This window comes from Pseudonocardia xishanensis (genome assembly GCF_039541715.1).
Classification (GTDB): domain Bacteria; phylum Actinomycetota; class Actinomycetes; order Mycobacteriales; family Pseudonocardiaceae; genus Pseudonocardia; species Pseudonocardia xishanensis.
Window position 1 is genome coordinate 20,883 of record NZ_BAABGT010000089.1, and the last position, 21,841, is coordinate 42,723.

Below are 21,841 nucleotides of genomic sequence, written 5' to 3' on the forward strand. Positions count from 1 at the left end.
GGCATCTCAAAGGTCTGATCAGACCGCCGCGCCGGAGCGCGGGTGGCGCAGCAGCGCCTCCACGGGCTCGCGCACGGCGGTCGCCCTGGCGACCCGGTCGGCGTCGAGGAGGCCGGGTTCGTCCGTGCCGACCGCCACCGGCACCTGCGGCGGCAGCGTGCCGAGCAGCCCCGGCGTCCCGCCCGCCTCGAGGACCGCCGCGGGCAGCCGGACGTAGCCGAGCCGTGCTGGGCCGGCTCGGGGTGCCGTCGTTCCCCGGCTTCATCGCGTGGGACGCCGGTCTCGCCCGGCCGTAGACCCAGCGGTTCGACAGGACGTCTCAGGACCTGTCGCCGGAACAGCTGCGCGACGCCGACGGTGACCGGATCTTCTACTCCGTGCAGGGGTCGACGTCCCCCGCCGAGGCGGCGAGCTCCCCGGTGATCGCGAGCGAGCTGTGGCGGACCCTGGCCGGGGTGCGGGCGGGCGAGGCCGTCTGGGTGGACGACGACCCGTGGTATCTCAACGCAGGCCCGACCGCCGCCCGGCTGGTGCTGAGCGGGCTGGACCGACACCTCACCTCCTGACTCGGCGGGTCAGCGGCGGTGCGTGCCGCCCCGGCCCGGACGGCGACGGGCCACGCTCCTCCTCGCGGGGGCCCGTGCCGGGGTGGCCTCCCGGCGGGGGGTGCGGGAGCTGGTCGCCGAGCGCCCGCGGACGATCCCGATGAACTCCTCCATCAGCTCGCTGTTCTCCGCGTCCGGCCAGGTCAGCGCGACACCGGACCCCGGCGCGTCGGTCAGCGGACGGTAGGTGAGGTCCCGGCGGTGGTGCAGCCGCGCCAGCGACTGGGGGACGACGAGCAGGCCGACGCCCGCGCCGACGAGCTCGACCGCCTCGGCCGTCGTCTCGGGGGTGTACGCCGCCGCCCGTCCCGGCCGGTCCGCGGGCCAGGGCAGGGTGTCGTCCTGCGGGCGGAGGACGATCTCGTCCGCCAGGTCGGCGACGGTGGCCTCCTCGACCGCGGTGAGCACGTGGTCCTTGGGGACGAGTGCCACGGTGGTCTCGGTGTACAGCGGGATCGCGTGCAGCCCCGTCCGGTCGATCGGCAGCCGGACCACCGCGGCGTCGACCGCGCCGGCCCGCACCAGGTCCACCGCCTCGTCGGTGGTCGCCGCGACCAGCTCCAGCGGCACCTCGGGACGGCGCTCGGACCACAGCCGCACCCACTTGCCCGGCGTGACGCCGGGGACGTACCCGAGCCGGAAGACTGCGGCGTCGCTCGGCTCGGTCACCTGCCCAGGCTATCGGCAGGCCCTGCCCCGATACGCTGGGCATATGACGCGGCAGAGGTCGACCCAGACGATGAAGCCCGCGACGGCGGCGAAGAAGCTCGGCGTGTACCTCGACGCCACGCCCGAGGAGTTCCGCGCCGGGGTGGTCACGCGGGACGAGCTGGACGCCCTGCAGGCGGATCCGCCCGAGTGGCTGCGCGACCTGCGCCGGGACGGCCCGCATCCCCGCCAGGTCGTCGCGGACCGGCTGGGGGTGTCGATCTCCGGGCTGGCCAGGGCCGAGATCACCGAGCCCCTGACCACCGCCCAGATCGCGGCGTTGAAGGAGGAGCAGCCGGAGTGGCTGCTCCGCGAGCGCACCACCCGGGCCGAGGCCCAGCGCGCCGAGGCGCGGCTGCGGGCCGAGCGGTCGGGGAAGGGTCGTGCGGCTCCCGCCGGGGGATGAGCGTCCAGGGTGGTGGCGGGCCCGGCGACGAGGGCGACGGGGAAGGGCGGGGCGCCGGGACGGGTCCCGGCGCCGCCCCCGGGCTCACTTCTTCTTCTTGCCCTTCTTCTTGTCCTTCTTCTTCTTGCCCATCGTGCACCCCCCTCGTTCCTGTCGACGTAACCTGTCGGTAACGGACGTCAACCTAGCATTGACCGCCAGGTTGTCAACGCCGGGTTGACGAGCACCACGTCAAGATAGGCTTGACCGCATGGCGGGGTCGACACGCGTGCAGAAGGCTCTCGAGGCGCTGGAGGCCGCATCCACGCCGTTGGACGCCTTGGCGGCCGCGCGGGAGCTGCGGCACGCGGCCGAGGACGTCGAGCGGGAGCGGGCGGTCGAGGCGCGGGCGGCGGGGGTGAGCTGGACGAAGATCGGCGCCCTGTACGGGACCAGCAAGCAGAACGCCCAGCAGCGCTTCGGCGCGCGGAAGGCGGGCGGGCGCTAGCCGCCGGGCCGCTCGGTGATGGTGCCCGCGTGGGGTTCCCTCCGGCGAGGAGTCGGGTCAGCGGGCCGCCATCCGGATGGCGCCGTCCATGCGGATGGTCTCGCCGTTGAGGTAGTCGTGCTCGGCGATCATCGACACGAGCCGGGCGTACTCGGTCGGGTCGGCGAGCCGCTGCGGGAAGGTCACGGACTTCGCGAGGCTGTCCTGGACCTCCTCCGGGAGCCCGGCGAGCATCGGGGTGGCGACGATGCCGGGGGCGATCGTGACGACGCGGATGCCGTACTGGGCCAGGTCGCGGGCGGCGGTGATGGTCATGCCCGCGACGCCGGACTTCGAGGCGGTGTAGGCGATCTGGCCGATCTGGCCCTCGAAGGCCGCGACCGAGGCGGTGTTGACGACGACGCCGCGCTGGCCGTGCTCGTCGGCCTCGGTCTCGGCGATCTTCTCCGCGGCCAGGCGCATGACGTTGAAGGTGCCGAGCAGGTTGACCTTGAGCACGGTGTGGAAGAGCTCGAGGTCGTGGACGCCCTTCCTGGACAGGATGCGGGCGGACGGGGCGATGCCCGCGCAGCTCACGACCAGCCGCAGCGGCTCGGGGCCCTCCGCGGCGCGGGCGACGGCCGCGCGCACGGACTCCTCGTCGGTGACGTCCGCGGCGAGCAGGGTGAGGCCCGCGGGTGCCTGCGCCGCGGCGACGGACCGCTCGAGGTCCACGCCGAACACCGTGGCGCCCTGTTTGGCCAGGTGCGCGGCGGTCGCGGCGCCGAGGCCGGAGGCGGCGCCGGTGACCAGGGCGGAGATGCCGTTGAGCTCCATGGGGGGACTCCTTCGTCGGGGAGGGTCAGCGCGCGAGGCCGCGGCTGATGACGAGTCGCTGGATCTGGTTGGTCCCCTCGAAGATCTGCATGATCTTCGCCTCGCGCATGTAGCGCTCCACGGGGAAGTCGCGGGTGTAGCCGTAGCCGCCGAGGACCTGGACGGCGTCGGTGGTGACCTTCATGGCGGCGTCGGTGGCGATCAGCTTGGCCACGCTGGCCTGTCGGCCGTAGGGGCGACCGAGGTCGCGGCGGCGGGCGGCGTCGAGGTAGGTGGCGCGGGCGGAGTCGACGGCGGCGGCCATGTCCGCCAACAGGAAACCGAGACCCTGGTGGTCGACGATCTTCTTGCCGAACGTGGTGCGCTCGTTGGCGTAGTCGACGGCCGCGTCGAGCGCCGCCTGGGCCAGCCCGGTGGCGCAGGCGGCGATGCCGAGCCGCCCGGAGTCCAACGCGCTGAACGCGATCTGCAGGCCCTGGCCCTCGGCGCCGAGCAGGCGGTCGGTCTCCAGTAGCGCACCGTCCCAGTTGGCGGTGGTGGTGGGGATGGCGTGCAGCCCCATCTTCTCCTCCGGCCTGCCGAACGACAGGCCCTCGGCCCGGCCGGGGGCGAGCAGGCAGGAGATGCCGCGGCCGCCCTCGCCGGTGCGCGCGAAGAGGGCGTAGAAGTCGGCCTTCCCGCCGTGGGTGATCCACGCCTTGGTCCCGGTGACCCGGTAGCCGCCGGTCTCCTTCACCGCGCGGCAGGTGAGTGCGGCGGCGTCGGACCCGGCCTGGGGCTCCGACAGGCTGTACCCGCCGACGAGGCCGCCACCGAGCATGTCCGGCAGCCACCGCTGCTTCTGGGCGTCGGTGCCGTAGGTGGCGAGCGGGAAGCAGGCCAGCCCGTGCACGCTGGTGGCCACCGCGACCGCGGCCCACCGGGCGGCGAGCTCCTCGAGAACCTGCAGGTAGACCTCGTAGGGCTGGGCGCCGCCGCCGAACTCCTCGGGGTAGGGCAGGCCCAGCAGGCCCGCCTCGCCGAGGGTGGCGAACAGCCCCTCCGGATAGGTCTCGGCCTTCTCGTGCTCGTCGACCCGGGTGGCGAGCTCCTTGTCGGCGAGGTCGCGGGTCAGTGCGATCAGGTCCTCGGCCTCCTGTGTCGGGAGGAGTCGGTCGACGGCCACGCTGCACTCCGTTCGGTACGCTTATCGGTACGATCGTATTTGACACGGTACCGATAGCATAGGCGTGGGAGGATCCGGGAGTGACCAGTGCCCCAGTCCGCCGCGGCGAGGCGCGCCGCGCCGAGCTCGAGGACGGGGTGCTCGCGCTGATCCTCGAGGAGGGCTTCGCCCACCTCACGCTAGACGATGTCGCGGCTCGGCTGCGCTGCTCGAAACGGACGCTCTACACGCTGGCGCGCAGCCGGGAGCAGCTGGTCCGGGCTGCGGTGGTGCGGTTCTTCCGGGAGGCGACCACGCGGGTCGAGGCGGCCGTGACCGACGACACCCCCATCCGCAGCTACCTGGAGGCGGTCGCGGCGGTGCTGGCGGTGGCGAGCCCGGCCTTCTTCGACGACGTCGCCTCGTTCGCCCCCGCGGCGGAGGTCTACGAGCGCAACACCCGCGCGGCCGCCCGGCGGATCGGCTCGCTCATCGAGCAGGGGGTCGCGCAGGGGCGGTTCCGAGACGTCGACGCCGCCTTCGTCGCGGACCTGGTCACCGCGCAGATGGTGCGCATCCAACAGCGCGAGGTCGCCGCAGCCACCGGGCTGTCGGACAGCCGGGCCTACAGCGAGCTCGCGGCGCTCGTGACGACGGGACTGCGCGCGGGCTGACCCCACCCCGCGGCGCGCGGGGTGACGGGGCCGTCCGTCAGACGAGGACCATCCCGCCGTCGATCGCCATGACCTGCCCGGTGACGTAGTCGGAGTCCGGGGCCGCGAGGAACACGGCGGTCGGGACGACGTCGTCGGGCTCGGCCGCACGGCCCAGGATGATCGAGCCCGACATGGCGGCGAAACCCGAGTCGCCCTCGCCGATGGCGGTGAGGTCCCGGTCGAGGCGCTCCCACAGCGGCGTCCGGACGACGCCGGGGGAGAAGGCGTTGACCGTGATGCCGTGCTCGGCGACGGCGCGGGCGGCGGCCTGGGTCAGCGAGATGACGGCGGCCTTGCTCGCGCTGTACGGCGCGAAGTTCGGGTAGCGGGCTCCGAGGGCACCCCTGTCTGGGGCCTGACCGGGGGCGGGCGGAAGACGACCGGCACCGCCCCCCGGGTGCTGCCGCGCACCGTGGTCGACGAGCCGACCTCACGATGACGCTGCCCGCCGGCCTCACGGTGGCGAGCGGGCTGAACGCGATGGCGCACCGCGTCGAGGCCTTCTGGGCGCCGCGGCGCAACCCGGTCTCGTCGGCGGTGGCGGAGGACGGCATCCGGCGCCTGGCCGGAGGCCTGCCCGCCGTCGCGGCGGACGCCACCGACCCGGCAGCGAGCGCGGACCTGCTGCTCGGGGCCCACCTCGCGGGCTCGGCCTTCGCGGTGGCGGGCTCCGGGCCGCACCACGAGATCTGCCACGTCCTCGGCGGGGCGTTCGACCTCCCGCACGCCCGGACCCATGCCGTGGTGCTGCCGCACGTCCTGGCCCACAACGCCCCTCCGCCCCCGCGGCCGTCGCCCGGATCGCGGGGGCACTCGGCGCGTCCGACGCCGCGGCGGCGCTGCACGCCCTGGGCCGGGGGCCTCGGGCTTCCGGCTGGCCTGCGTGAGCTGGGCCCGGCCGAGGAGGATGTCGACACCGTGCTCGACCCGATCCTCGCGGTGGTGCCCGCCGACAACCCGCGCCCGGTGCCCCGGGAGGGACTGCGGGGCCTGCTGCGGAGGGCCTGGTCGGGCGAGGCCCCGCGGAAGGAGACGGCATGACCATCGACCACGCCCTCGACCGGGAGCGGGCGGTGACCGAGGAGGTCGTCGCCAGCTTCGCGGGCACGGCCGACTCGCGGCTGCGGGAGGTGATGCAAGCCCTGGTGCGCCACCTGCACGCCTTCGCCCGCGACGTGCGGCTCACCCAGCGGGAGTGGGAGGCGGGGATGGCGTTCCTGACCCGGGCCGGCCACATCACCGACGACCGCAGGCAGGAGTTCATCCTGCTCTCCGACGTGCTCGGGCTGTCCATGCTGACCGTCGCGATCAACGAGCCGACCGCGCCGGGCGCGACCGAGGCCACGGTGTTCGGGCCGTTCTTCGTCGACGACGCCCCGGAGGTCGAGCTCGGCGGGGACATCGCGCGGGGCGCGGTGGGCACCCCCTGCTTCGTCCACGGCACCGTCCGGTCCACCGAGGGCGATCCCCTGGTGGGCGCCCGGCTCGACGTCTGGGAGGCGGACGACGACGGCTTCTACGACGTCCAGTACTCCGCGGAGGCCTCCGCGGGCCGCGGCTGGCTGCGCTCCGGCGCGGACGGGGCCTACCGGTTCTGGTCGGTGCTGCCCGCCCCGTACCCCATCCCGCACGACGGGCCCGTCGGCGCGTTGCTCGAGGCGGCGGGTCGCGGCCCGATGCGGCCCGCCCACCTGCACTTCAAGGTCACCGCGCCGGGGTACCGCACCCTGATCACCCACCTCTTCGTGGCGGGGGACCCGCACCTCGCGGACGACGCGGTGTTCGGCGTCAAGGACAGCCTCGTCGTGCACGTCGACGAGCACGACGGCGGCGTCGCCCCCGACGGCTCCGAGCGCGAGGGGCGGTGGACCGAGATCGCGTTCGACCTCGTGCTCCCGCCCGAGGCCCCCGACATCCGCCCGACCTCCGAGGAGCACCGATGACCGCGGCAGCACAGCGACGCACCGCCCTCGTCGTCGGCGCGACGGGCGTCTCGGGACGCGCCGCGTGCGAGGAGCTCCGCTCCCGCGGCTGGACGGTGTAGGCGCTCTCCCGGCGGGCGCCGCCCTCGTTCTCGGCGGTCGGACGGCGACGGCGGAAGGGGCACGACCGGCGGACGTGGCCTACGCCGTGCTCTCCCGGCATCGGACGCGTCGTCGTGGGTGACCAGGCAGGCGCTGCGGCTCGTCGGCGGGCGCCATGCCCTGGTGATCCCCAGGAGTTGTCGGATCGCGGCGGGCGGGTGAGAGTGCGGCGAGACGAGGGGAGGCCACGTGTCCGACGACTGGTTCCTGACCGCCGCCGAGCGCGGCAACCCGGCCTGGCGGCTGCCCGACTCCTGCCGGGGCAACGAGGTCCGCCCGCTGGTCGACGGGGCGGCCTACTTCGCGCGGCTGGTCGAGGCGGTGGCCGAGCTCGGGGCGGGCGACCACCTCTTCTTCACCGACTGGCGCGGCGACGCCGACGAGCGCCTGACCGCGGACGGCCCGACGGTCGGCGAGCTGTTCGCGGCGGCCGCCCGGCGCGGCGTCGTCGTGAAGGGGCTGATGTGGCGCTCGCACACCGACGAGATCGCCTACAGCGAGGAGGAGAACCGGCACCTGGGAGACGAGGTGCGCGAGGCGGGCGGTGAGGTGCTGCTCGACCAGCGCATCCGGCGCGCGGGCTCGCACCACCAGAAGCTCGTGGTCCTGCGGTGTCCGGGCGAGCCCGGTCGAGACGTCGCGTTCGTCGGCGGGATCGACCTCTGCCACTCCCGACGGGACGACGCCGCGCACGGCGGGGACCCGCAGGGCCTGCCGATGAACGCGGCCTACGGCGACAACCCGCCGTGGCACGACGTGCAGCTCGAGGTGCGGGGACCCGCTGTCGGGCTGCTGGACGCCGTGTTCCGCGAGCGCTGGGAGGACCCGCACTCCCTCGACACCCACAACCCGATCGCCCGGGTGCGGGACGTACTGCAGCACGCCGACCTCACCGCGGACCCGCTGCCCGCGCGGCCCGCCGACCCGTCGCCGGTGGGCACCTGCGCCGTGCAGGTGCTGCGCACCTATCCCGCGATCCGGCCCGGCTACCCCTTCGCCCCGCACGGCGAGCGCTCGGTGGCCCGCGGTTACGGCAAGGTGCTGAAGCGGGCGCGGCGGCTGCTCTACCTGCAGGACCAGTACATGTGGTCGCCGCACATCGCGCGGCTGATCGCGGCGGCGCTCGAGCGCAGCCCGGAGCTGCACGTGCTGGTCGTGGTGCCGCGCCACCCGGACGTCGACGGCAGGCTCGCGCTGCCGCCCAACCAGGTCGGCAGGCTGCAGGCGCTGGAGGTGTGCCGCCGCGCCGCCGCGGACCGGGTGCACGTGTTCGACCTGGAGAACCGCGCCGGGACACCGGTGTACGTACACGCCAAGGTCGCGGTGGTGGACGACGTCTGGGCCGCGGTGGGCAGCGCCAACCTCAACCGGCGCTCGTGGAGCCACGACAGCGAGCTGACCGCCGCCGTGCTCGACGAGGACCGGGACACCCGCGCCCCGATCGATCCCGCCGGGCTCGGCGACGGCGCCCGCACCTTCGCCCGGAACCTCCGGCTCCGCCTGCTGCGCGAGCACCTGCAGCGAGACGACGACGCCGACCTCGTCGACCCGGAGTCCGTCGTCGGCGTGGTCGAGGCGGCCGCGGACGCGCTGGACGACTGGCACGCAGGCGGCCGCCGCGGCCCGCGCCCGCCCGGCCACCTGCGCCGCCACGAGCCCGAGAGGCTCGGGCTGCCGACGAGGCTCTGGGCGGTGCCCGCGTACCGGCTGCTCTACGACCCGGACGGCCGGTCGTGGCGCGACCGGCTGCATCGCCGCTGGTGAGCCGTCCGGCTCGACGCGGCCCACTCAGCGGGGGCGCAGCACCGCGACGTGGCCGGGGACCGTGTCCGGGACGTCCGGGGTGCGCAGCGGCACGGTCCGGATGACGGCCGTGTGGTCGACCAGCACCCGTTCCCAGCGGTCCGGGGGGAACGCGGCGTCCCGTTCGGCGTCGCCGAAGCGGTGCGGGCGCGGCAGGCCCGCCGAGAGCGCCCGGGCCAGGGGGGCGGGCAGGCCGCGCGGGCCGCCGCCGAGGCTCTCCAGGTAGCCGAGCAGTGGGCCGCGGTAGTCGGTCTCGGCCAGCAGCACGGTGCCGCGGCGACCGGCGAGGGCGGCGACCGTCGCGGCCGTCCGGCGGGCGGCCTCGGGGCCGAGGACGTGCAGCACGCCGCGGACGAACACGGTGCAGTCGCCGAGCTCGTCGTGCAGGGCCCGGCCCGCGTCGGCGTCGGTCAGGTCGGCCACCCGGAACTCCGCGTTCGCGACCCCGGCCGACTCCCGCCGCGCCCGGGCGATCGCCGCCGCGGCGATGTCCACGCCGACCACGCGGTCGAACCGGCCCGCGAGCGCGCGGGTGTAGCGCCCGTTGCCGCACCCCGCGTCGACCACCGGGAGCGTCGGGTCGGCGTGCGCCGCGAGCAGCTCGACGTAGCGCTGCGGCTCGTCCGTGCTGCTGGCGTCCCACAGGACGTCCCCGGTGTCCCCGGTGGCCGTCGTCGACGCCCAGTAGCGGTCCCACCGGACCGTGACGTCCCGCGGCGCTCGCAGGCTCAACCGGACGACGTGCGGGATCAGGAGTGCCCTGCCGACGTTCACCGGCGAGAGGTTAGTGAACCGACTGCCGCAACCGCCCGGTCATCGTGTCCGCCGACACGGGACGACCCCACAGATAACCCTGACCGTAACGGCAGCCGAGCTCGGCGAGCGTCTCGGCCTGGGCCGCCGTCTCCACCCCCTCCGCCACCGCGGCCAGGCCGAACGCGTCCACGACGGCGAGGATGGCCGCCGCGACGTCCCGCTGGTGGGCGTCGGTGTCCAGGCCGGTGATGAGCGAGCGGTCGATCTTGATCAGGTCGACGAAGAGCCGCCGGACGTAGGTCAGCGAGGAGCAGCCGGTGCCGAAGTCGTCGATCGCGACGCCGATTCCGGCGGAGCGCAGCGTCTCCATCTGCTGCAGCGTCTGCGCGTCCTCGCCCATCATCTGGGTCTCGGTGATCTCGAGCATGACCGAGCCGTGCGGCACGCCGTGGCGCGCCAGGCAGGCCACCACGTCGTCCGCGAACCGCGGCGAGCGGAAGCCCATGGGGGAGATGTTGACGTGCAGGTCGAACGGGGTGTCCCCGAGGACGCCCGCGCGCCAGCGGGCGAGCTGGGCCACCGCGGCGTCGAGCACCCAGCGGTCCAGGGTGCCGACGAGCCCGGTGGCCTCGGCGACCGCGACGAACGACTCCGGCGGCAGCGGCCCGCGTTCGGGGTGGTTCCATCGCACGAGCGCCTCGACCCCGGCCAGGCGCCCGGTCCGCAATTCGACGATCGGCTGGTAGTGCACCTGCAGCTGGTCCGCCGCCATCGCGGTGCGCAGGTCCTCGGCGAGCCGCACCCGGGACAGGGCGGCCGAGTGCATCGCGGGCTCGTAGATCTGCACGGTGCCCGGGGCCCGGGTCTTCGCCTCGTACATCGCGGTGTCGGCGTCCCGCAGCAGGGTGTCCGCCGCCTGCCCGCGGATCGCGAAGCACACCCCGATGCTCGCGCCCACCCAGCACGAGTGCCCGCCCGCCAGGATCGGGCTCTCCAGTGCGGCGATGATCCGGTCCGCGATGTCCAGCACGCGCTCGGGCCCGGAGTCGAGCACGACCAGGGCGAACTCGTCCCCGCCCAGCCGGGCGACGGTGTCGGTGTCCGCGACGATGGCGCGCAGCCGGTCGGCCACCTCGACGAGCAGCAGGTCGCCGACGGTGTGGCCGAAGCTGTCGTTGACGGCCTTGAACGAGTCCAGGTCGAGCACCAGGACGGCGGGCGCGGCGGCGCCGTGCTCGGCCTGCCCCATCGCGCGGCGGATGCGGTCCCCGAGCAGGGACCGGTTCGCCAGCCCGGTCAGCGGGTCGTAGAGCGCCACCCGTTCGAGCTGGTGCTGGGCCGCCTCGAGCTGCGCGGTCCGCTCGGCGACCCGGACCTCCATGTCCTCGTTGAGCGCCTGCAGCTCCTCGGCGAGCATGTTCAGCCCGACCGTGACGGCGTCGACCCGGTCGTCGGCGGGCGACGGGTCCATCCGACGGTCGAGCCTGCCCGCGGCGAGCTCCACGACGAACTGCACGAGGCCGTCGAGGCGCTCGTCGTTCGGGGAGATCGGCGGGCCCGGGGCGTAGTCGTCGAGGTGCTCGTCCGGGCCGTGGGGGCCGGTCATCCGGGCTTCCGCAGCCAGACGACGGCGGCGGGCTCGGAGGTGAAGAAGCGGGTGGGCACCGGGACGTGGGTCACCCCGAGGGCGAAGTTGGCGATGACCCGGTCCACCGCCGACCGCCCCACCAGCGCGATCCGGGTCGCCGAGCAACGCCTGCCGAACACCATCCGGGCCTCCCGGGTCAGCTCGGCGGTGCCCGCCATGCTCACCAGCAGCGGGTGACCGGTCTCGCCGTTGATCTCGTCCACCCGGGCCATCGCGGTGCGGGCCAGCTCGCCGGTGATGCGCACGCCGCGTCCCCAGCTCAACCGGATCAGGCCGTCCGGCTCCACCGCGAACGACATCACCTGCTCGTGTTCCGCAGCCTCGGCCACCTGCCCACAGTAGACGCAACGCAGCGCACACGTCGGACGGACCACTCACCCGACCGGGCGACGCGTCGGCGCGCTCAGGTCCCGACCGTCTCGCCGCCCCACTCCTCGGGGCGGGTATCGGCAAGGGTCTGGGTGAACACCCAGCGGTGCCCGAAGGGGTCGCGGGCGTGGTACTGGCGCTCGCCGTACTCGTAGTCCGTCGGCTCGGTGAGGATCTCCACCCCGGCCGCGCGGGCGCGGGCGCAGTGGGCGCGGGCGTCCTCGACCCGGACCATCACCTCGTGGGCGTGGAACACCCCCTCGGGCGGGCGGGCCTCGTGCCGGACGTCCCGGACGATCACCGCGCCGTCCCCGACCGCGAGCTGGGCGCGGTGGGCCTCGCCGATCCGGACGCGCTCGACGAAGCCGAACGCCGCGGCGAGGAACGCCACCGCGGCCCGGACGTCCGGGTAGACCAGCACCGGGACGACGGTGCTCGCGGGGATGGACCTGTTGTCCTGCATCACGGTTGCTCCTTGGTCAGGTGCAGGAGCCAGTCCGCCCCGGTGTCGATGAGGGCGTAGCGGCGGGAGTCGCGCAGACCGTGCAGGGTGAACACGATCCGGCGCTCGTCTCGGTCGTGCTCCTCCCACCAGCCCGTGTCGGCGATCGTCTTGGTCTCGTCGGTGTAGGTGAGGTGGTCGAGGGCGTGGTCGGGAACGGGGACCGCCAGCCGGTTGCGCCGCGGGTCGTCCGGCAGGCCGCGGGGGACGGCCCAGGAGCGCAGCACCCCGCCCTCCTCGAGCCGCAGGTCGAAGTGCGGGCGGGGACGACGGTGGTCGTGCAGGACGAACGCGGGCCGGGCCACGGCTTCAGTGTGCCCGTTCCCCTGTGATCGTCCGGGGTGGATGCTGGCGCCATGAGTCTGACCCTGGAGCTGTCCTTCTGGGACACGGTCCTGCTCGTGGTGTTCGTGATCGCGGTGAACATCGGCGCGGGCCGGGTGCTCGGCGTCCGCCGCGGGTTCCTGCGCGCGGCCGGGGCGGGTCTGCTCGGCACGCTCGTCGGCCTGGGCGTGGCCGCGGCGCTCGTGGGGAACGCGCCCGACTCGACGGAGTCCGAGGTCCTGTTCGTCGCGTTCGGGTTCGCGCTGCTCGCCACGATGATCCTCAGCGTCGCGCTGGAGGCGGTGCTGCGGCCCCGCCGCGGCCGCCGCGGGTCGCTGCGCACCCGGGTGCGCACCTTCCTGACGGTCGGCGGGCGCCTGGTCGAGGTGCTGCGCATCGCGCGCAGGCACGGGCTGGCCGGGCCGCGGCTGGCGTCCCGCGCGGCGCTGTCCAGCCCGGAGGGCGCGCTGCGGATCCGCCGGTTCCTGGAGGACTGCGGCGGGATGTTCGTGAAGTTCGGCCAGATCGCCTCCACCCGCTCCGACCTGCTGCCGCCGCCGGTGATCGAGGCGCTGGGGGACCTGCAGGCCAACGTGCGGGCCGTCCCGACCGCGCAGATCCGCGAGCGCATCGGCGAGGAGCTCGGCGCGCCGGTGTCCGAGGTGTTCGCCGAGTTCGACGACGAGCCGCTCGCCGCCGCGTCCATCGGTCAGACCCATCTCGCGGTACTGCGGGGCGGGGAGCCGGTCGTCGTCAAGATCCGGCGGCCGGGGATCGAGGTCTCCGTGGCGCGGGACTCCGCGGTGCTGCGCTGGGCGACCCGCGCCGCGGCCCGGCGGTCCGCGGCGGTGCGCTCGCTGGGCCTGGTCCCGCTGGTGGACGAGCTGGTCCGCTCGATCGACGGCGAGCTCAGCTACCTCACCGAGGCCGCGAGCGCGCGGGCGCTGGCGGCGGCGACCACCGACCCGGGCATCCGCATCCCGGCGATCCACACCGAGCTCAGCACGGACGGCGTCCTCGTCATGGAGCGGGTGATCGGCCGCCCGGTCTCGGACGAGGCCGCCGTCGAGGCGACCGGCGTCTCGCGCACGGAGCTCGCGGACCGGCTGCTCGGCACGTTCCTCTCCCAGGTCATGACGGCGGGGGTGTTCCACGCCGACCCGCACCCCGGCAACATCCTGATCGACGCCGAGGGCGCGCTCTGGCTGATCGACTTCGGCGCGGTGGGGATCATCGACCCGGTGACGATGGAGGCGCTGCAGCTCATGGCCGCGGGCCTCGCGACCCGTCAGCCGGGCCTGATCAGCCGGGCGATGCGCCCGCTGGCGGGGGCCGCGGGCGACTCGATCCGGCCGCAGGCCCTCGAAGCCGAGATCAGCAGGGTGCTCAGCGCCCAGCTGCACGCGGGCGGGTTCGACCCGCGCAGCCTGCAGGACGTCATCGCGATCATGCAGCACCACGGCATCCCGGTCCCGCCCACGCTCACCCTGCTCGGCCGGGCGCTGGTCACCCTGGAGGGGACGCTGCGGTCGCTGGACCCGCGGGTGGACCTGGCCGCGGCGGCGTCGGGGCAGCTGGGGTCCGTGGTGGACCTGACGCCGGAGGGCACCCAGGACGTGGTGCGCGCGGAGCTGGTGCGGAACCTGCCGTCGCTGCGGGCACTGCCCGGGCTGGTGGAGGACGTCGCGCTGCAGCTGCGGTCGGGGAACGTCCGGTTCGGCGTCGACGCGTTCTCCGGGCCCGGCAGCCGCACGGTCGGGCGCTGGATCGACCGGGTGGCCTTCGCGCTCGTCGGGTCGGTGGGGCTGCTGGCCTCGGCGGTGATGCTGGTGGGTGCCGCGCTGGCCCCGGCGGGTGGCGCGTCGACGACACTGACCGCGGTGGGCTACATCGGGCTCGTGGTGACGTCGGTGATGCTGATGCGCAGCGTCGCGCAGATCCTGCGCCGCGAGGTCGATCCCGACCAGCGATGACTAGCGCAGCCGCAGCGCGAACGGGATCGCCACCAGGCCCATCGCCAGGCCGCCGACCAGCGCCGAGCCGGGCCGGTCGAAGAACACGAGGTGGCCCAGCACGGACGAGCCGTAGACCCAGAGGTACAGCGCGGCGGCCGGGCCGCTGGTCACCGTGGGCCGCGCGGGCCGGTCCAGCAGGGCGTGCAGGGCCGCGACGATCGCCACCGAGACCACCACCCAGCCGCCGAAGTTGGTCAGCGGCACCCCGGGCACGAGCGGCAGGGCGGGCGTGGGGTGCGCCCAGGCCCAGTGGCCCGCGTCGACCATCTGCGGGTCGAGGAACAGGTCCCAGGTGGCGAGGGCGGGCCCGCCGACGGCCACGACGGCGAGCGGCGAGGCCGCGAGCGCGCGCCCCACGACCAGCGCGGGCCAGGCCATCATCAGCCAGGCGAGCGGCACCACGAGCGGCACGCCGAACGCCGTCGGGCCGAGTGTGTCCGCGTAGGCGTACTGGCCGAACGGGAACCCGGTCGCCAGCCCGACCGACTCGGCGAGCAGGCCCCCACCCCCGGCCACCGCGACCAGCACGACGACGCCGCGCAGCCCGTGCACCCGGCCCGCGTCCGCCAGGGACGCCGCCGCGAACACCACGACCGACAGCACGGTCACCGGGGTCCGCCAGGACTCCGCGGTCAGCGGGTAGGCGATCTGGACCAGGACGGCGGCGGCCACCAGCGACCACGTGGTGGCGTCGGCGGGCCGCATCCGGTGCGGGCGGATGCCGAGAGGACTGTGCACGACGACCTTCCGGGGACAGGGGGCGGAGTCCAGTGTGGGGGCCGCCCGTGGTCGGCGCGCGCCGAACGTCCGCGGCCCTTAGGGTCGGGCGCGATGAACGTGAGCGGCGCCGCCGTCCGGGTGGGCACGGCGCTGGCCTGCGCCGGGGCGGTCCACCAGGTCGCGAACCTGCGGGCGCTGCGGGTCCCGCCCGCCGACCCGCCGCCGGTCGGGGAACCGGTCTCGATCCTCGTGCCCGCCCGGGACGAGGCCCATCGGATCACCGCCACCCTCGAGTCCCTGCACGCCCAGACGGGTCTGCGCGAGGTCGAGCTCCTCGTGCTGGACGACGGGTCCACCGACGACACCGCCGCCGTCGCCGCCGCGGCGGGGGCGAAGGTCCTCACCGGCACCCCGCCGCCCGCGGGCTCGCTGGGCAAGCCGCACGCCTGCGGCAGGCTCGCGGCGGCGGCCCGGGGGAGCGTCCTGGTGTTCGTGGACGCGGACGTGGTGCTGGAGCCGCACGCGGTCGCCGCCGCCGTCGCGGTCCTGCGGGACGCCGGGCTGGACCTGCTGTGCCCCTGGCCCCGCCAGCTCGCCACCGACCCGGCGGCCCGGCTCGTGCAGCCGCTGCTGGCCTGGTCGTGGATGGTCACGCTGCCGCTGCGGCCCGCCGAGCGCTCCGGGCGCCCGTCGATGGTGGCGGCCAACGGCCAGTTCCTGCTGGTCGACGCCGGCGCGCTGGCCCGTGCGGGCGGCTGGGCGGCGGTGGCGGGCGAGGTCCTGGACGACATCGCGCTGGCCCGGGCGGTCCGCCGCGCGGGCGGGCGGACCGGGGTGGCGGACGGTTCCGCACTGGCCTCCTGCCGGATGTACGACGGCTGGGCGGAGGTGTCCGCGGGCTACCGCAAGTCCCTGTGGAGCGCCTTCGGCGGGCCGGTCGCGGCGCTGCTCGCGCTGGTCTACGTGGTCCCGGCGCTCGCGGTGCTGCGCGGCTCGCGGATCGGCCTGCTGGGGTACGCGGCCGGGGTGCTCACCCGCGCGCTCGCCGCCCGCCGGACCGGGACGCCGGTGTGGCCGGACTCGCTGGCCCACCCGGTGTCCATCGCCGCGGTGCTGGGACTGCACACGGCGTCCCGGCGCGACCGCCGCGCCGGGCGGCTGCGCTGGAAGGGACGGCCGGTGTGAGCCGGGTGGTCGTCGTCGGGGCGGGACTGGGCGGGCTCGCGGCGGCGGCCCGGCTGGCCGCCGCCGGACATCGGGTCGCGCTGTACGAGCGGGCGACGACGCACGGCGGCAAGCTCGGGACCTTCACCCGGGACGGGTTCACGTTCGGCACCGGGCCGTCGCTGCTCACACTGCCGCACGTGCTCGCCGCGCTGTTCGCCGAGACCGGTGGGCCCGCGGACCTGGACGTCCTGCCGGTCGACCCGGTCTGCTCGTACCGCTTCGCGGACGGCACCCGGCTCGACATGCCGCACGATCCCGCCCTCGTCCCCGCGGCCCTGGACGCCGCGCTCGGGCCCGGCCGCGGCGCGTCCTGGTCCCGCCTGCACGAGCGCTCGGCGCGGTTGTGGGAGCTCGTCGGGGACCCGGTGCTGCGGGCGCCGTTCGACGGCCTCCGCGATCTCGCGCGGCTCGGCGGCCCCGGCGACCTGGGGCTGGTCGCGCCGTGGCGCACGCTGTCCGGGCTGGGCCGTCGGCTGCTGCCGGACCCGCGGCTGCGTACCTGGCTGGACCGCTACGCCACCTACTCCGGCTCCGATCCTCGGCGCACCCCGTCGGTGCTGTCGGTGACGCCGTACGTCGAGCAGGCCCACGGCGGCTGGTACGTCCGGGGCGGGCTGCGGCGCATCGCCGACGCCGTGCTGGACCGCTGCCGCGAGCTCGGCGTCGAGGTCCACCTCGGGGCCGAGGTCACCCGGATCACCACCGTCCGGGGCCGGGCGACCGGGATCGAGGTGGACGGCGACCGGGTGCCTGCGGACGTCGTCGTCGCCAACGCGGACGCCGCACGGGTGTACGGCGAGCTGGTCCGCGACCCGGCCGCCGACCGGCCGCGGCGGGCCGTGCGCCGCGCGACCCGGTCGCTCGCCGGGTTCGTCCTGCTGCTCGGGCTCGACGGCCGCGAGCCCGGTCCCGCGCACCGGGTCCGGTTCCCCCGCGACCACCACGCCGAGTTCGACGCGATCTTCGGCGGGCGACCCGGACCCGTCCCGGACCCGACGGTCTACGTGCACGCCCCCGACGATCCTGCGCTGCGCCCGATCGACGCGTCCGAGGGCTGGTTCGTACTGGTCAACGCCCCGACGCACGACCCGGGGCGGGGCGTCGACTGGGACGCGCCCGGGCTGGGGGAGGCCTACGCGGACCGCGTGCTCGCGGCCTTGGCCGAGCGCGGCGAGGACGTCCGGGGCCGGGTCCGGTTCCGCGAGGTGCGCACGCCCGCCGATCTCGAGCGGGACACCGGGGCGCCGGGCGGTGCGATCTACGGGACCGCCTCGCACGGTCCGCGCGCCGCCCTGCTGCGCCCCGCCAACCGCTCGCCGGTGGCGGGGCTGTTCCTCGTCGGCGGCTCCGCGCACCCCGGGGGCGGGCTGCCGCTGGTGCTGCACTCGGCCGAGATCGTCGCGGGGCTGGTGGGGCCCGCGGTCAGCGCCGCGGCCCGAACTCCCGGGGGACCGTCCTGACCACCGAGACCCCCAGCTGCCCCAGCCCGACCAGCGCGAGGACCGCCCAGATCAGCAGGCACGCCGTGGCCCAGGACCAGCCCGTGAACGGGGTACCCGCGGGCATGAGACCGGAGCCGAGCGCGGCGACCAGCACCACGACGACCCGGGTGGGGCGCTCGGCCACGGTCACCGCGCCCACCCCCGGCATGCCCACGGCCTGGGCGCGGGCCCGCACGTACTCGTGCAGCAGCACGGCCGCTCCCACCGCGACGCACCACCGGGGCGGCGCGCCGAGCGCGGCGAGCACGGCCGGGAGCAGCAGGTCGCCGAGTCGGTCCGCGGTCGCGTCCACGACCGCGCCCAGGGGCCGGGCGCGGCCGGTGCGCAGCGCGACGGCGCCGTCGAGTCCGTCGAGCACGCCGCCGACCAGCACCAGGAGCGCGGCGAGGAGGGGCAGGCGGCCCGCGGTCGGGACCGCGGCGCCGACGGCGACCACCCCGGCCAGCGACAGCAGGTCCGGCGGGACCCGGCCGACCGGGCCCGCCGCGAGCCGCTGCACCCCCGCGATCCACACGCGGGCCGGGGCGGGCGGACGGACGCCCCCGTGCAGCCGGGCCCAGCCCTCCTCGTCGGTGCGAGCGGACCCGCCCGCCGGGCCCCGCTCGGCACCGGTCCCCGTGCTCGGCCCCGGCCGCTCGGCATCCGCCCCCATCGGGCCAGCGTCGCACCCCGCGCCCCCGAGCACCCGTCGAGCGGGTCGGTCGTGAGCCGCGTCGAGGAGCGGGTCCCCGCCCGCCCGCGGGCCTACCTGCGCGAGGTCGGGCGGTCCTTCCCGGGGCAGCGATGTCGCCCTCTGGGCGGCGGGCGCCACGTTCTTCGGCCTGATCGGGCTGGTCCCGCTCGCGCTGGTCGCACTGCGGCTGGCCGGGGCGCTCGTCGGCGCGGACACCGTGACGGCCGGGATGGACACCGCGGTCACCGGGCTGCCCGGCGGGCACGGCACCCCGGAGGCGCTGCGCACGCTCACCGCCGTCGCGCTCGACCTGTCGTGGGTGCAGACCCTGGTCGCGGTGTTCCCCGCCAGCCTCTACGGCGAGGGGCTGCGACGCGCCTTCCTGCAGCTCGCGCCGACCCGCTCGGACCGGCTCACCGGCTGGCGCGGGCGGGCGGGCGTGCTGCCCGTCGTGCTCGCCGCGCCGGTGCTCGTCGCCGCCCTGCTCGCCTGCGCGCCGTTGGTGGCCCCGCTCTACGCCCGCGGTGGCTGGTGGCTGGTGCTCGGCGTGGTGATCGCCTTCCACGTCGTCTGGATCCTGCTGTCGACGGCGTTGACGCTGGTCTACGCCGCGGTCGCCCCCGAGCGGCCCAGCCCGAGAGCCCTGCTGTGGGGCGGGTTCGGCACCGGCTCGGTGCTGGCCGGGTTCCTGCAGGGCTTCCTGCTGTTCCTGGCCATCCCGGTCGACTGGTCGCTGCCCTTCGGCGGCCTGCCGGTGTTCGGCGCGGTCGCGGCGCTGGCGCTGTGGCTCTACCTGCTCCACATCCTCGTGCTGGTCGGCTACCGGGTCACGCTCGTGCTCGACCAGACCTTCCGCGGCGGGCTCGGAACGGCACCCCCGCCGTGAGCCCGCGCTGGGGCACCCCGAGAACCTCCTCGGCGGCCGCCCCGGCCTCGGCGAGCACGTCGTTCGCGGCGAGCACCCCGGTGAGCGCGGCCCGTTCCATCAGCCCGGCGAGGAACGGCGAGTCCACGAAGTCGCCCGCGACCCGAACCCCGCGGGCGTCCGTGCGCACCCGCGGCCGGGTGCCTGCGCTGCCGGGCGGGAAGGTGGGGGCGGTCGCCTCGTGGCGTTCGTGGAGGTGCAGGACGGCGGCCTCGCGGGTCTCCGGCCACAGCGTCGCCAGCTCGGCGCGCATCGCGGCCGTAGCGGAGGCGGCGTCCGGCTCGGAGCACGCGTAGGAGTGCAGCTCGACGACCGAGCCCCCGGTCCGCGCGGCCCACTCGGCGGACGGCCGCTCCAACCGGGAGTACACCGTGATCGAGTCCAGCGCGGGCTCCCCGCTGACCGCGCTGAACGTGGCCCGCGCGGGGTCGACGTCCCGGTCCAGCCACATCCGGGTCACCGCGAACGGCGGCGCGGTGCGCAGCGCGGCGCACTGCGCGGCCAGCCGGGGCGCGCCCGCCGCCGCCTCGGGGGAGTCCGCGAGCAGCCGGTGCAGGGCCCCGGGATCCAGCGCCAGGACGACGTGCGGGGTCGAGACCGAGTCCCCGTCCAGCTCCAGCCGCCAGCCCTGACCCTCGGGCACGAGCCGACGCAGCGCCGCCCCGGTCCGGACGGTCGCCCCGTGCTCCTCCAGATGTGCCCGCAGCGGCGTCCAGATCGCGGTGAGGTGGTCGGTGTCCGGGGCGTCGAAGCCGATGCCCTCGGGGTTGCCGAGGAAGTAGTAGTGGAACATCGCGACGAGCTCGGCAGCGGACAGCCCGTCCTCGGCGCAGAAGAAGGACCGCGCGAAGGCCTCGAAGAGCATCTGCCGGGCCCGCTCCGGCATCGCCATCCGGGCCAGGAACGACGCGGCGGACTCGGCGTCCAGAGCCGCCGTGCCCATCCGGTCGTAGGACATCAGCGCCATGCCCGCCTCGGGATCGGCGTCCTTCACGTCCCGCACGCCGAGGCTGGGGGAGCGGGCGAGCAGCGCCAGCAGGTTGAGCGGCGGGGCGGCGGGCAGGCCGGAGAGGTCCTCGTCCGGCCAGCTCCGGGAGATCACCGGGTAGCCCTCGACGGGGCGGAGGAAGCCGAGCTCCGGGTCGATGCGGCGCAGGATCGAGCGCCAGGTGTAGTAGTGCCGGAAGAAGGCGTGGAAGCCGTGCTCCACAACCTGCTCGGTCCCGTCCGGCAGGGTCACCGGCCAGGCGCCGAGCCTGCCGCCGAGTGTCTCCGCGGCCTCCAGCAGGGTCACGTCGACGCCGCGCTCGACCAGCACCACCGCCGCACTGATCCCGGCCACGCCGGACCCGACGACCACCGCGCGGGTCCCGGCGGGGACCTCGCGGGGGAGCGTGGGATCGGCGCGGACCAGCCTCCGGGGCCGCATCCGGAAGGGAGCGGCCCGGCTGCGCAGTTCGTCCATCACCCGTCGACAGTAAGGAGGCCGGGCCGACGGCGCGCGCCCACGCCCGGCCCGTCACGCGGCGGGCCGCGGCAGGAGACGGTAGACAGGGACCCGACGACGCGCGGGTTCAGCCACGAGACCGCCACGCCGCCCACTCCGTGCGCAGAGGTGGTCTCATGGTGGAACGATCCGACACGGTCGCGAACGAGGACGTCGTCGAGGCGGCCTACCGCGGGGCCGAGCGCCTCGCGCGCACCCTGCACGCCCGCAGCAACAGCGTCGAGGACCTGGTCACGGCGGTGTGCGAGCAGGCGGTGGACCTGGTGGAGCCCGCCCAGGGCGCCGGGGTGATCATCGCGGCGCCGCGCCGCCACCTGACGACGGTGGCGGCCATCGGCGTCGGGCCGGCCGAGCTGGACGCGCTGCAGCAGGACACCGGAGAGGGCCCCTGCCTCACCGCCGCGCAGGACCAGGTCGTGGTGCGCGTACGGGACACCGCGACCGAGGACCGCTGGCCCAGCTACGCCGAGGCGGCCCGCACGCTCGGCGTCGGCAGCATGCTGTGCCTGCCGCTGGAGGCGGGCGACCGGACGCTGGGCACGCTGAGCCTCTACGCCGCGGAGGCGGAGGCCTTCGCGGAGGGGGCCGCGGGCGAGCCCGCGGTCCGGCTCCTCGCGGCGCTGGCCGCCACGACCCTGGCGCAGACCCGGCTGGTCGACCAGCTCCGTGAGGCGCTGGCCAACCGGGACCTGATCGGGCAGGCCAAGGGGATCGTGATGGCCCGCTACTCCCTCGACGCCGAGCAGGCCTTCGCGTTGATCCGGCGGTACTCGCAGGACCACAACGTCAAGCTCGCCGACCTCGCGGGAGCGCTGTCCACCCGGTTGGACTTCCCGACCTGAGGATCAGCCGGGGGCGTTCGCGCGGACCGTGCCCGCGGAGTCGGTGGCCTGGTCCTTGACCT

Annotated in this window: 24 protein-coding genes; 12 read left to right on the forward strand and 12 right to left on the reverse strand. The window is 75.5% G+C overall.

Translation table 11 applies throughout. The annotated features are described in order from the left end of the window. Positions 1–377 precede the first annotated feature (377 nt). A complete protein-coding gene (locus ABD993_RS27495; RefSeq protein WP_345424634.1) occupies positions 378–566 on the forward strand; it encodes a hypothetical protein in 189 nt (62 codons plus the stop codon). Between the two features lie 9 nt (positions 567–575). On the opposite strand, the gene ABD993_RS27500 is transcribed toward ABD993_RS27495, so the two are convergent. Beyond that, complete coding sequence (locus ABD993_RS27500; RefSeq protein ID WP_345424637.1) at positions 576–1,274, reverse strand: LysR family substrate-binding domain-containing protein; 699 nt, start codon at positions 1,272–1,274, stop codon at positions 576–578. Between the two features lie 43 nt (positions 1,275–1,317). Here ABD993_RS27500 and ABD993_RS27505 point away from each other — a divergent pair, with 43 nt between their 5' ends. Both ABD993_RS27505 and ABD993_RS27510 read left to right on the forward strand, forming a co-directional pair. Continuing rightward, positions 1,318–1,719 (forward strand): DUF5997 family protein, encoded by a 402-nt coding sequence (locus ABD993_RS27505; RefSeq protein WP_345424639.1) that lies wholly within the window; start codon positions 1,318–1,320, stop codon positions 1,717–1,719. Positions 1,720–1,969: 250 nt separating this feature from the next. Then, a complete protein-coding gene (locus ABD993_RS27510; protein ID WP_345424642.1) occupies positions 1,970–2,206 on the forward strand; it encodes a hypothetical protein in 237 nt (78 codons plus the stop codon). A gap of 57 nt (positions 2,207–2,263) precedes the next feature. Here the strand turns inward: ABD993_RS27510 and ABD993_RS27515 are convergent, their stop codons facing one another. Together ABD993_RS27515 and ABD993_RS27520 are read right to left on the reverse strand one after the other, a co-directional pair. Then, a complete protein-coding gene (locus tag ABD993_RS27515) occupies positions 2,264–3,022 on the reverse strand; it encodes an SDR family NAD(P)-dependent oxidoreductase (protein WP_345424645.1) in 759 nt (252 codons plus the stop codon). Between the two features lie 25 nt (positions 3,023–3,047). Beyond that, the gene (locus ABD993_RS27520) at positions 3,048–4,187 is read right to left on the reverse strand and encodes an acyl-CoA dehydrogenase family protein (RefSeq protein WP_345424648.1); all 1,140 of its coding nucleotides are present in this window, start codon (positions 4,185–4,187) and stop codon (positions 3,048–3,050) included. A gap of 80 nt (positions 4,188–4,267) precedes the next feature. On the opposite strand from ABD993_RS27520, the gene ABD993_RS27525 reads away from it, so the two are divergent. Further along, the gene (locus ABD993_RS27525) at positions 4,268–4,840 is read left to right on the forward strand and encodes a TetR/AcrR family transcriptional regulator (protein WP_345424651.1); all 573 of its coding nucleotides are present in this window, start codon (positions 4,268–4,270) and stop codon (positions 4,838–4,840) included. Positions 4,841–4,877: 37 nt separating this feature from the next. On the opposite strand, the gene ABD993_RS27530 is transcribed toward ABD993_RS27525, so the two are convergent. Then, on the reverse strand, positions 4,878–5,159 hold the full coding sequence (locus ABD993_RS27530) for an SDR family oxidoreductase (RefSeq protein WP_345424697.1): 282 nt from the start codon (positions 5,157–5,159) through the stop codon (positions 4,878–4,880). 158 nt (positions 5,160–5,317) lie between these two features. On the opposite strand from ABD993_RS27530, the gene ABD993_RS27535 reads away from it, so the two are divergent. The 3 genes from ABD993_RS27535 to ABD993_RS27545 all read left to right on the forward strand — a co-directional run bounded on the left by ABD993_RS27535 (position 5,318) and on the right by ABD993_RS27545 (position 8,730). Beyond that, on the forward strand, positions 5,318–5,923 hold the full coding sequence (locus tag ABD993_RS27535; RefSeq protein WP_345424654.1) for a dehydroquinate synthase/iron-containing alcohol dehydrogenase family protein: 606 nt from the start codon (positions 5,318–5,320) through the stop codon (positions 5,921–5,923). Continuing rightward, positions 5,920–6,825 carry an intradiol ring-cleavage dioxygenase gene (locus tag ABD993_RS27540; protein WP_345424657.1) on the forward strand — a complete coding sequence of 302 codons (906 nt, stop codon included), beginning with the start codon at positions 5,920–5,922 and terminating at the stop codon, positions 6,823–6,825. Before ABD993_RS27535 ends, ABD993_RS27540 begins: the two co-directional genes overlap by 4 nt. Before the next feature lie 330 nt (positions 6,826–7,155). Then, positions 7,156–8,730, forward strand: a complete 1,575-nt coding sequence (locus tag ABD993_RS27545) for a phospholipase D family protein (RefSeq protein ID WP_345424660.1) — start codon at positions 7,156–7,158, stop codon at positions 8,728–8,730. Positions 8,731–8,754: 24 nt separating this feature from the next. Here the strand turns inward: ABD993_RS27545 and ABD993_RS27550 are convergent, their stop codons facing one another. From ABD993_RS27550 to ABD993_RS27570, 5 genes are all read right to left on the reverse strand, one after another. Then, positions 8,755–9,543 carry a class I SAM-dependent methyltransferase gene (locus tag ABD993_RS27550; RefSeq protein ID WP_345424663.1) on the reverse strand — a complete coding sequence of 263 codons (789 nt, stop codon included), beginning with the start codon at positions 9,541–9,543 and terminating at the stop codon, positions 8,755–8,757. A gap of 10 nt (positions 9,544–9,553) precedes the next feature. Further along, on the reverse strand, positions 9,554–11,131 hold the full coding sequence (locus ABD993_RS27555; RefSeq protein ID WP_345424665.1) for a putative bifunctional diguanylate cyclase/phosphodiesterase: 1,578 nt from the start codon (positions 11,129–11,131) through the stop codon (positions 9,554–9,556). Beyond that, positions 11,128–11,502 carry a DUF7793 family protein gene (locus tag ABD993_RS27560; RefSeq protein WP_345424667.1) on the reverse strand — a complete coding sequence of 125 codons (375 nt, stop codon included), beginning with the start codon at positions 11,500–11,502 and terminating at the stop codon, positions 11,128–11,130. Before ABD993_RS27560 ends, ABD993_RS27555 begins: the two co-directional genes overlap by 4 nt. Positions 11,503–11,576: 74 nt before the next feature. Beyond that, positions 11,577–12,005: a VOC family protein gene (locus ABD993_RS27565; RefSeq protein ID WP_345424670.1), complete on the reverse strand. Its 429-nt coding sequence runs from the start codon at positions 12,003–12,005 to the stop codon at positions 11,577–11,579. After that, positions 12,005–12,349, reverse strand: coding sequence for a DNA polymerase ligase N-terminal domain-containing protein (locus ABD993_RS27570; protein WP_345424673.1), 345 nt, complete (start codon positions 12,347–12,349; stop codon positions 12,005–12,007). Before ABD993_RS27570 ends, ABD993_RS27565 begins: the two co-directional genes overlap by 1 nt. A 51-nt stretch (positions 12,350–12,400) precedes the next feature. Here ABD993_RS27570 and ABD993_RS27575 point away from each other — a divergent pair, with 51 nt between their 5' ends. Then, positions 12,401–14,341 carry an ABC1 kinase family protein gene (locus tag ABD993_RS27575; protein ID WP_345424676.1) on the forward strand — a complete coding sequence of 647 codons (1,941 nt, stop codon included), beginning with the start codon at positions 12,401–12,403 and terminating at the stop codon, positions 14,339–14,341. On the opposite strand, the gene ABD993_RS27580 is transcribed toward ABD993_RS27575, so the two are convergent. Next, positions 14,342–15,121 carry a carotenoid biosynthesis protein gene (locus ABD993_RS27580; RefSeq protein ID WP_345424679.1) on the reverse strand — a complete coding sequence of 260 codons (780 nt, stop codon included), beginning with the start codon at positions 15,119–15,121 and terminating at the stop codon, positions 14,342–14,344. Between the two features lie 93 nt (positions 15,122–15,214). Here ABD993_RS27580 and ABD993_RS27585 point away from each other — a divergent pair, with 93 nt between their 5' ends. Next, positions 15,215–16,288 (forward strand): glycosyltransferase family 2 protein, encoded by a 1,074-nt coding sequence (locus tag ABD993_RS27585; RefSeq protein ID WP_345424682.1) that lies wholly within the window; start codon positions 15,215–15,217, stop codon positions 16,286–16,288. Further along, a complete protein-coding gene (locus ABD993_RS27590) occupies positions 16,285–17,790 on the forward strand; it encodes a phytoene desaturase family protein (RefSeq protein WP_345424685.1) in 1,506 nt (501 codons plus the stop codon). Before ABD993_RS27585 ends, ABD993_RS27590 begins: the two co-directional genes overlap by 4 nt. Here the strand turns inward: ABD993_RS27590 and ABD993_RS27595 are convergent. Continuing rightward, positions 17,753–18,484, reverse strand: a complete 732-nt coding sequence (locus ABD993_RS27595) for a CDP-alcohol phosphatidyltransferase family protein (protein WP_345424688.1) — start codon at positions 18,482–18,484, stop codon at positions 17,753–17,755. The genes ABD993_RS27590 and ABD993_RS27595 overlap by 38 nt on opposite strands. A gap of 178 nt (positions 18,485–18,662) precedes the next feature. On the opposite strand from ABD993_RS27595, the gene ABD993_RS27600 reads away from it, so the two are divergent. Further along, positions 18,663–19,391: a YhjD/YihY/BrkB family envelope integrity protein gene (locus ABD993_RS27600; RefSeq protein WP_345424700.1), complete on the forward strand. Its 729-nt coding sequence runs from the start codon at positions 18,663–18,665 to the stop codon at positions 19,389–19,391. On the opposite strand, the gene ABD993_RS27605 is transcribed toward ABD993_RS27600, so the two are convergent. Next, positions 19,333–20,895, reverse strand: coding sequence for an FAD-dependent oxidoreductase (locus ABD993_RS27605; RefSeq protein WP_345424702.1), 1,563 nt, complete (start codon positions 20,893–20,895; stop codon positions 19,333–19,335). The genes ABD993_RS27600 and ABD993_RS27605 overlap by 59 nt on opposite strands. Before the next feature lie 158 nt (positions 20,896–21,053). On the opposite strand from ABD993_RS27605, the gene ABD993_RS27610 reads away from it, so the two are divergent. Next, entirely contained in the window at positions 21,054–21,779 is a 726-nt protein-coding gene (locus ABD993_RS27610; protein WP_345424691.1) for an ANTAR domain-containing protein, read from the forward strand. The last annotated feature ends 62 nt before the right edge of the window (positions 21,780–21,841 follow it).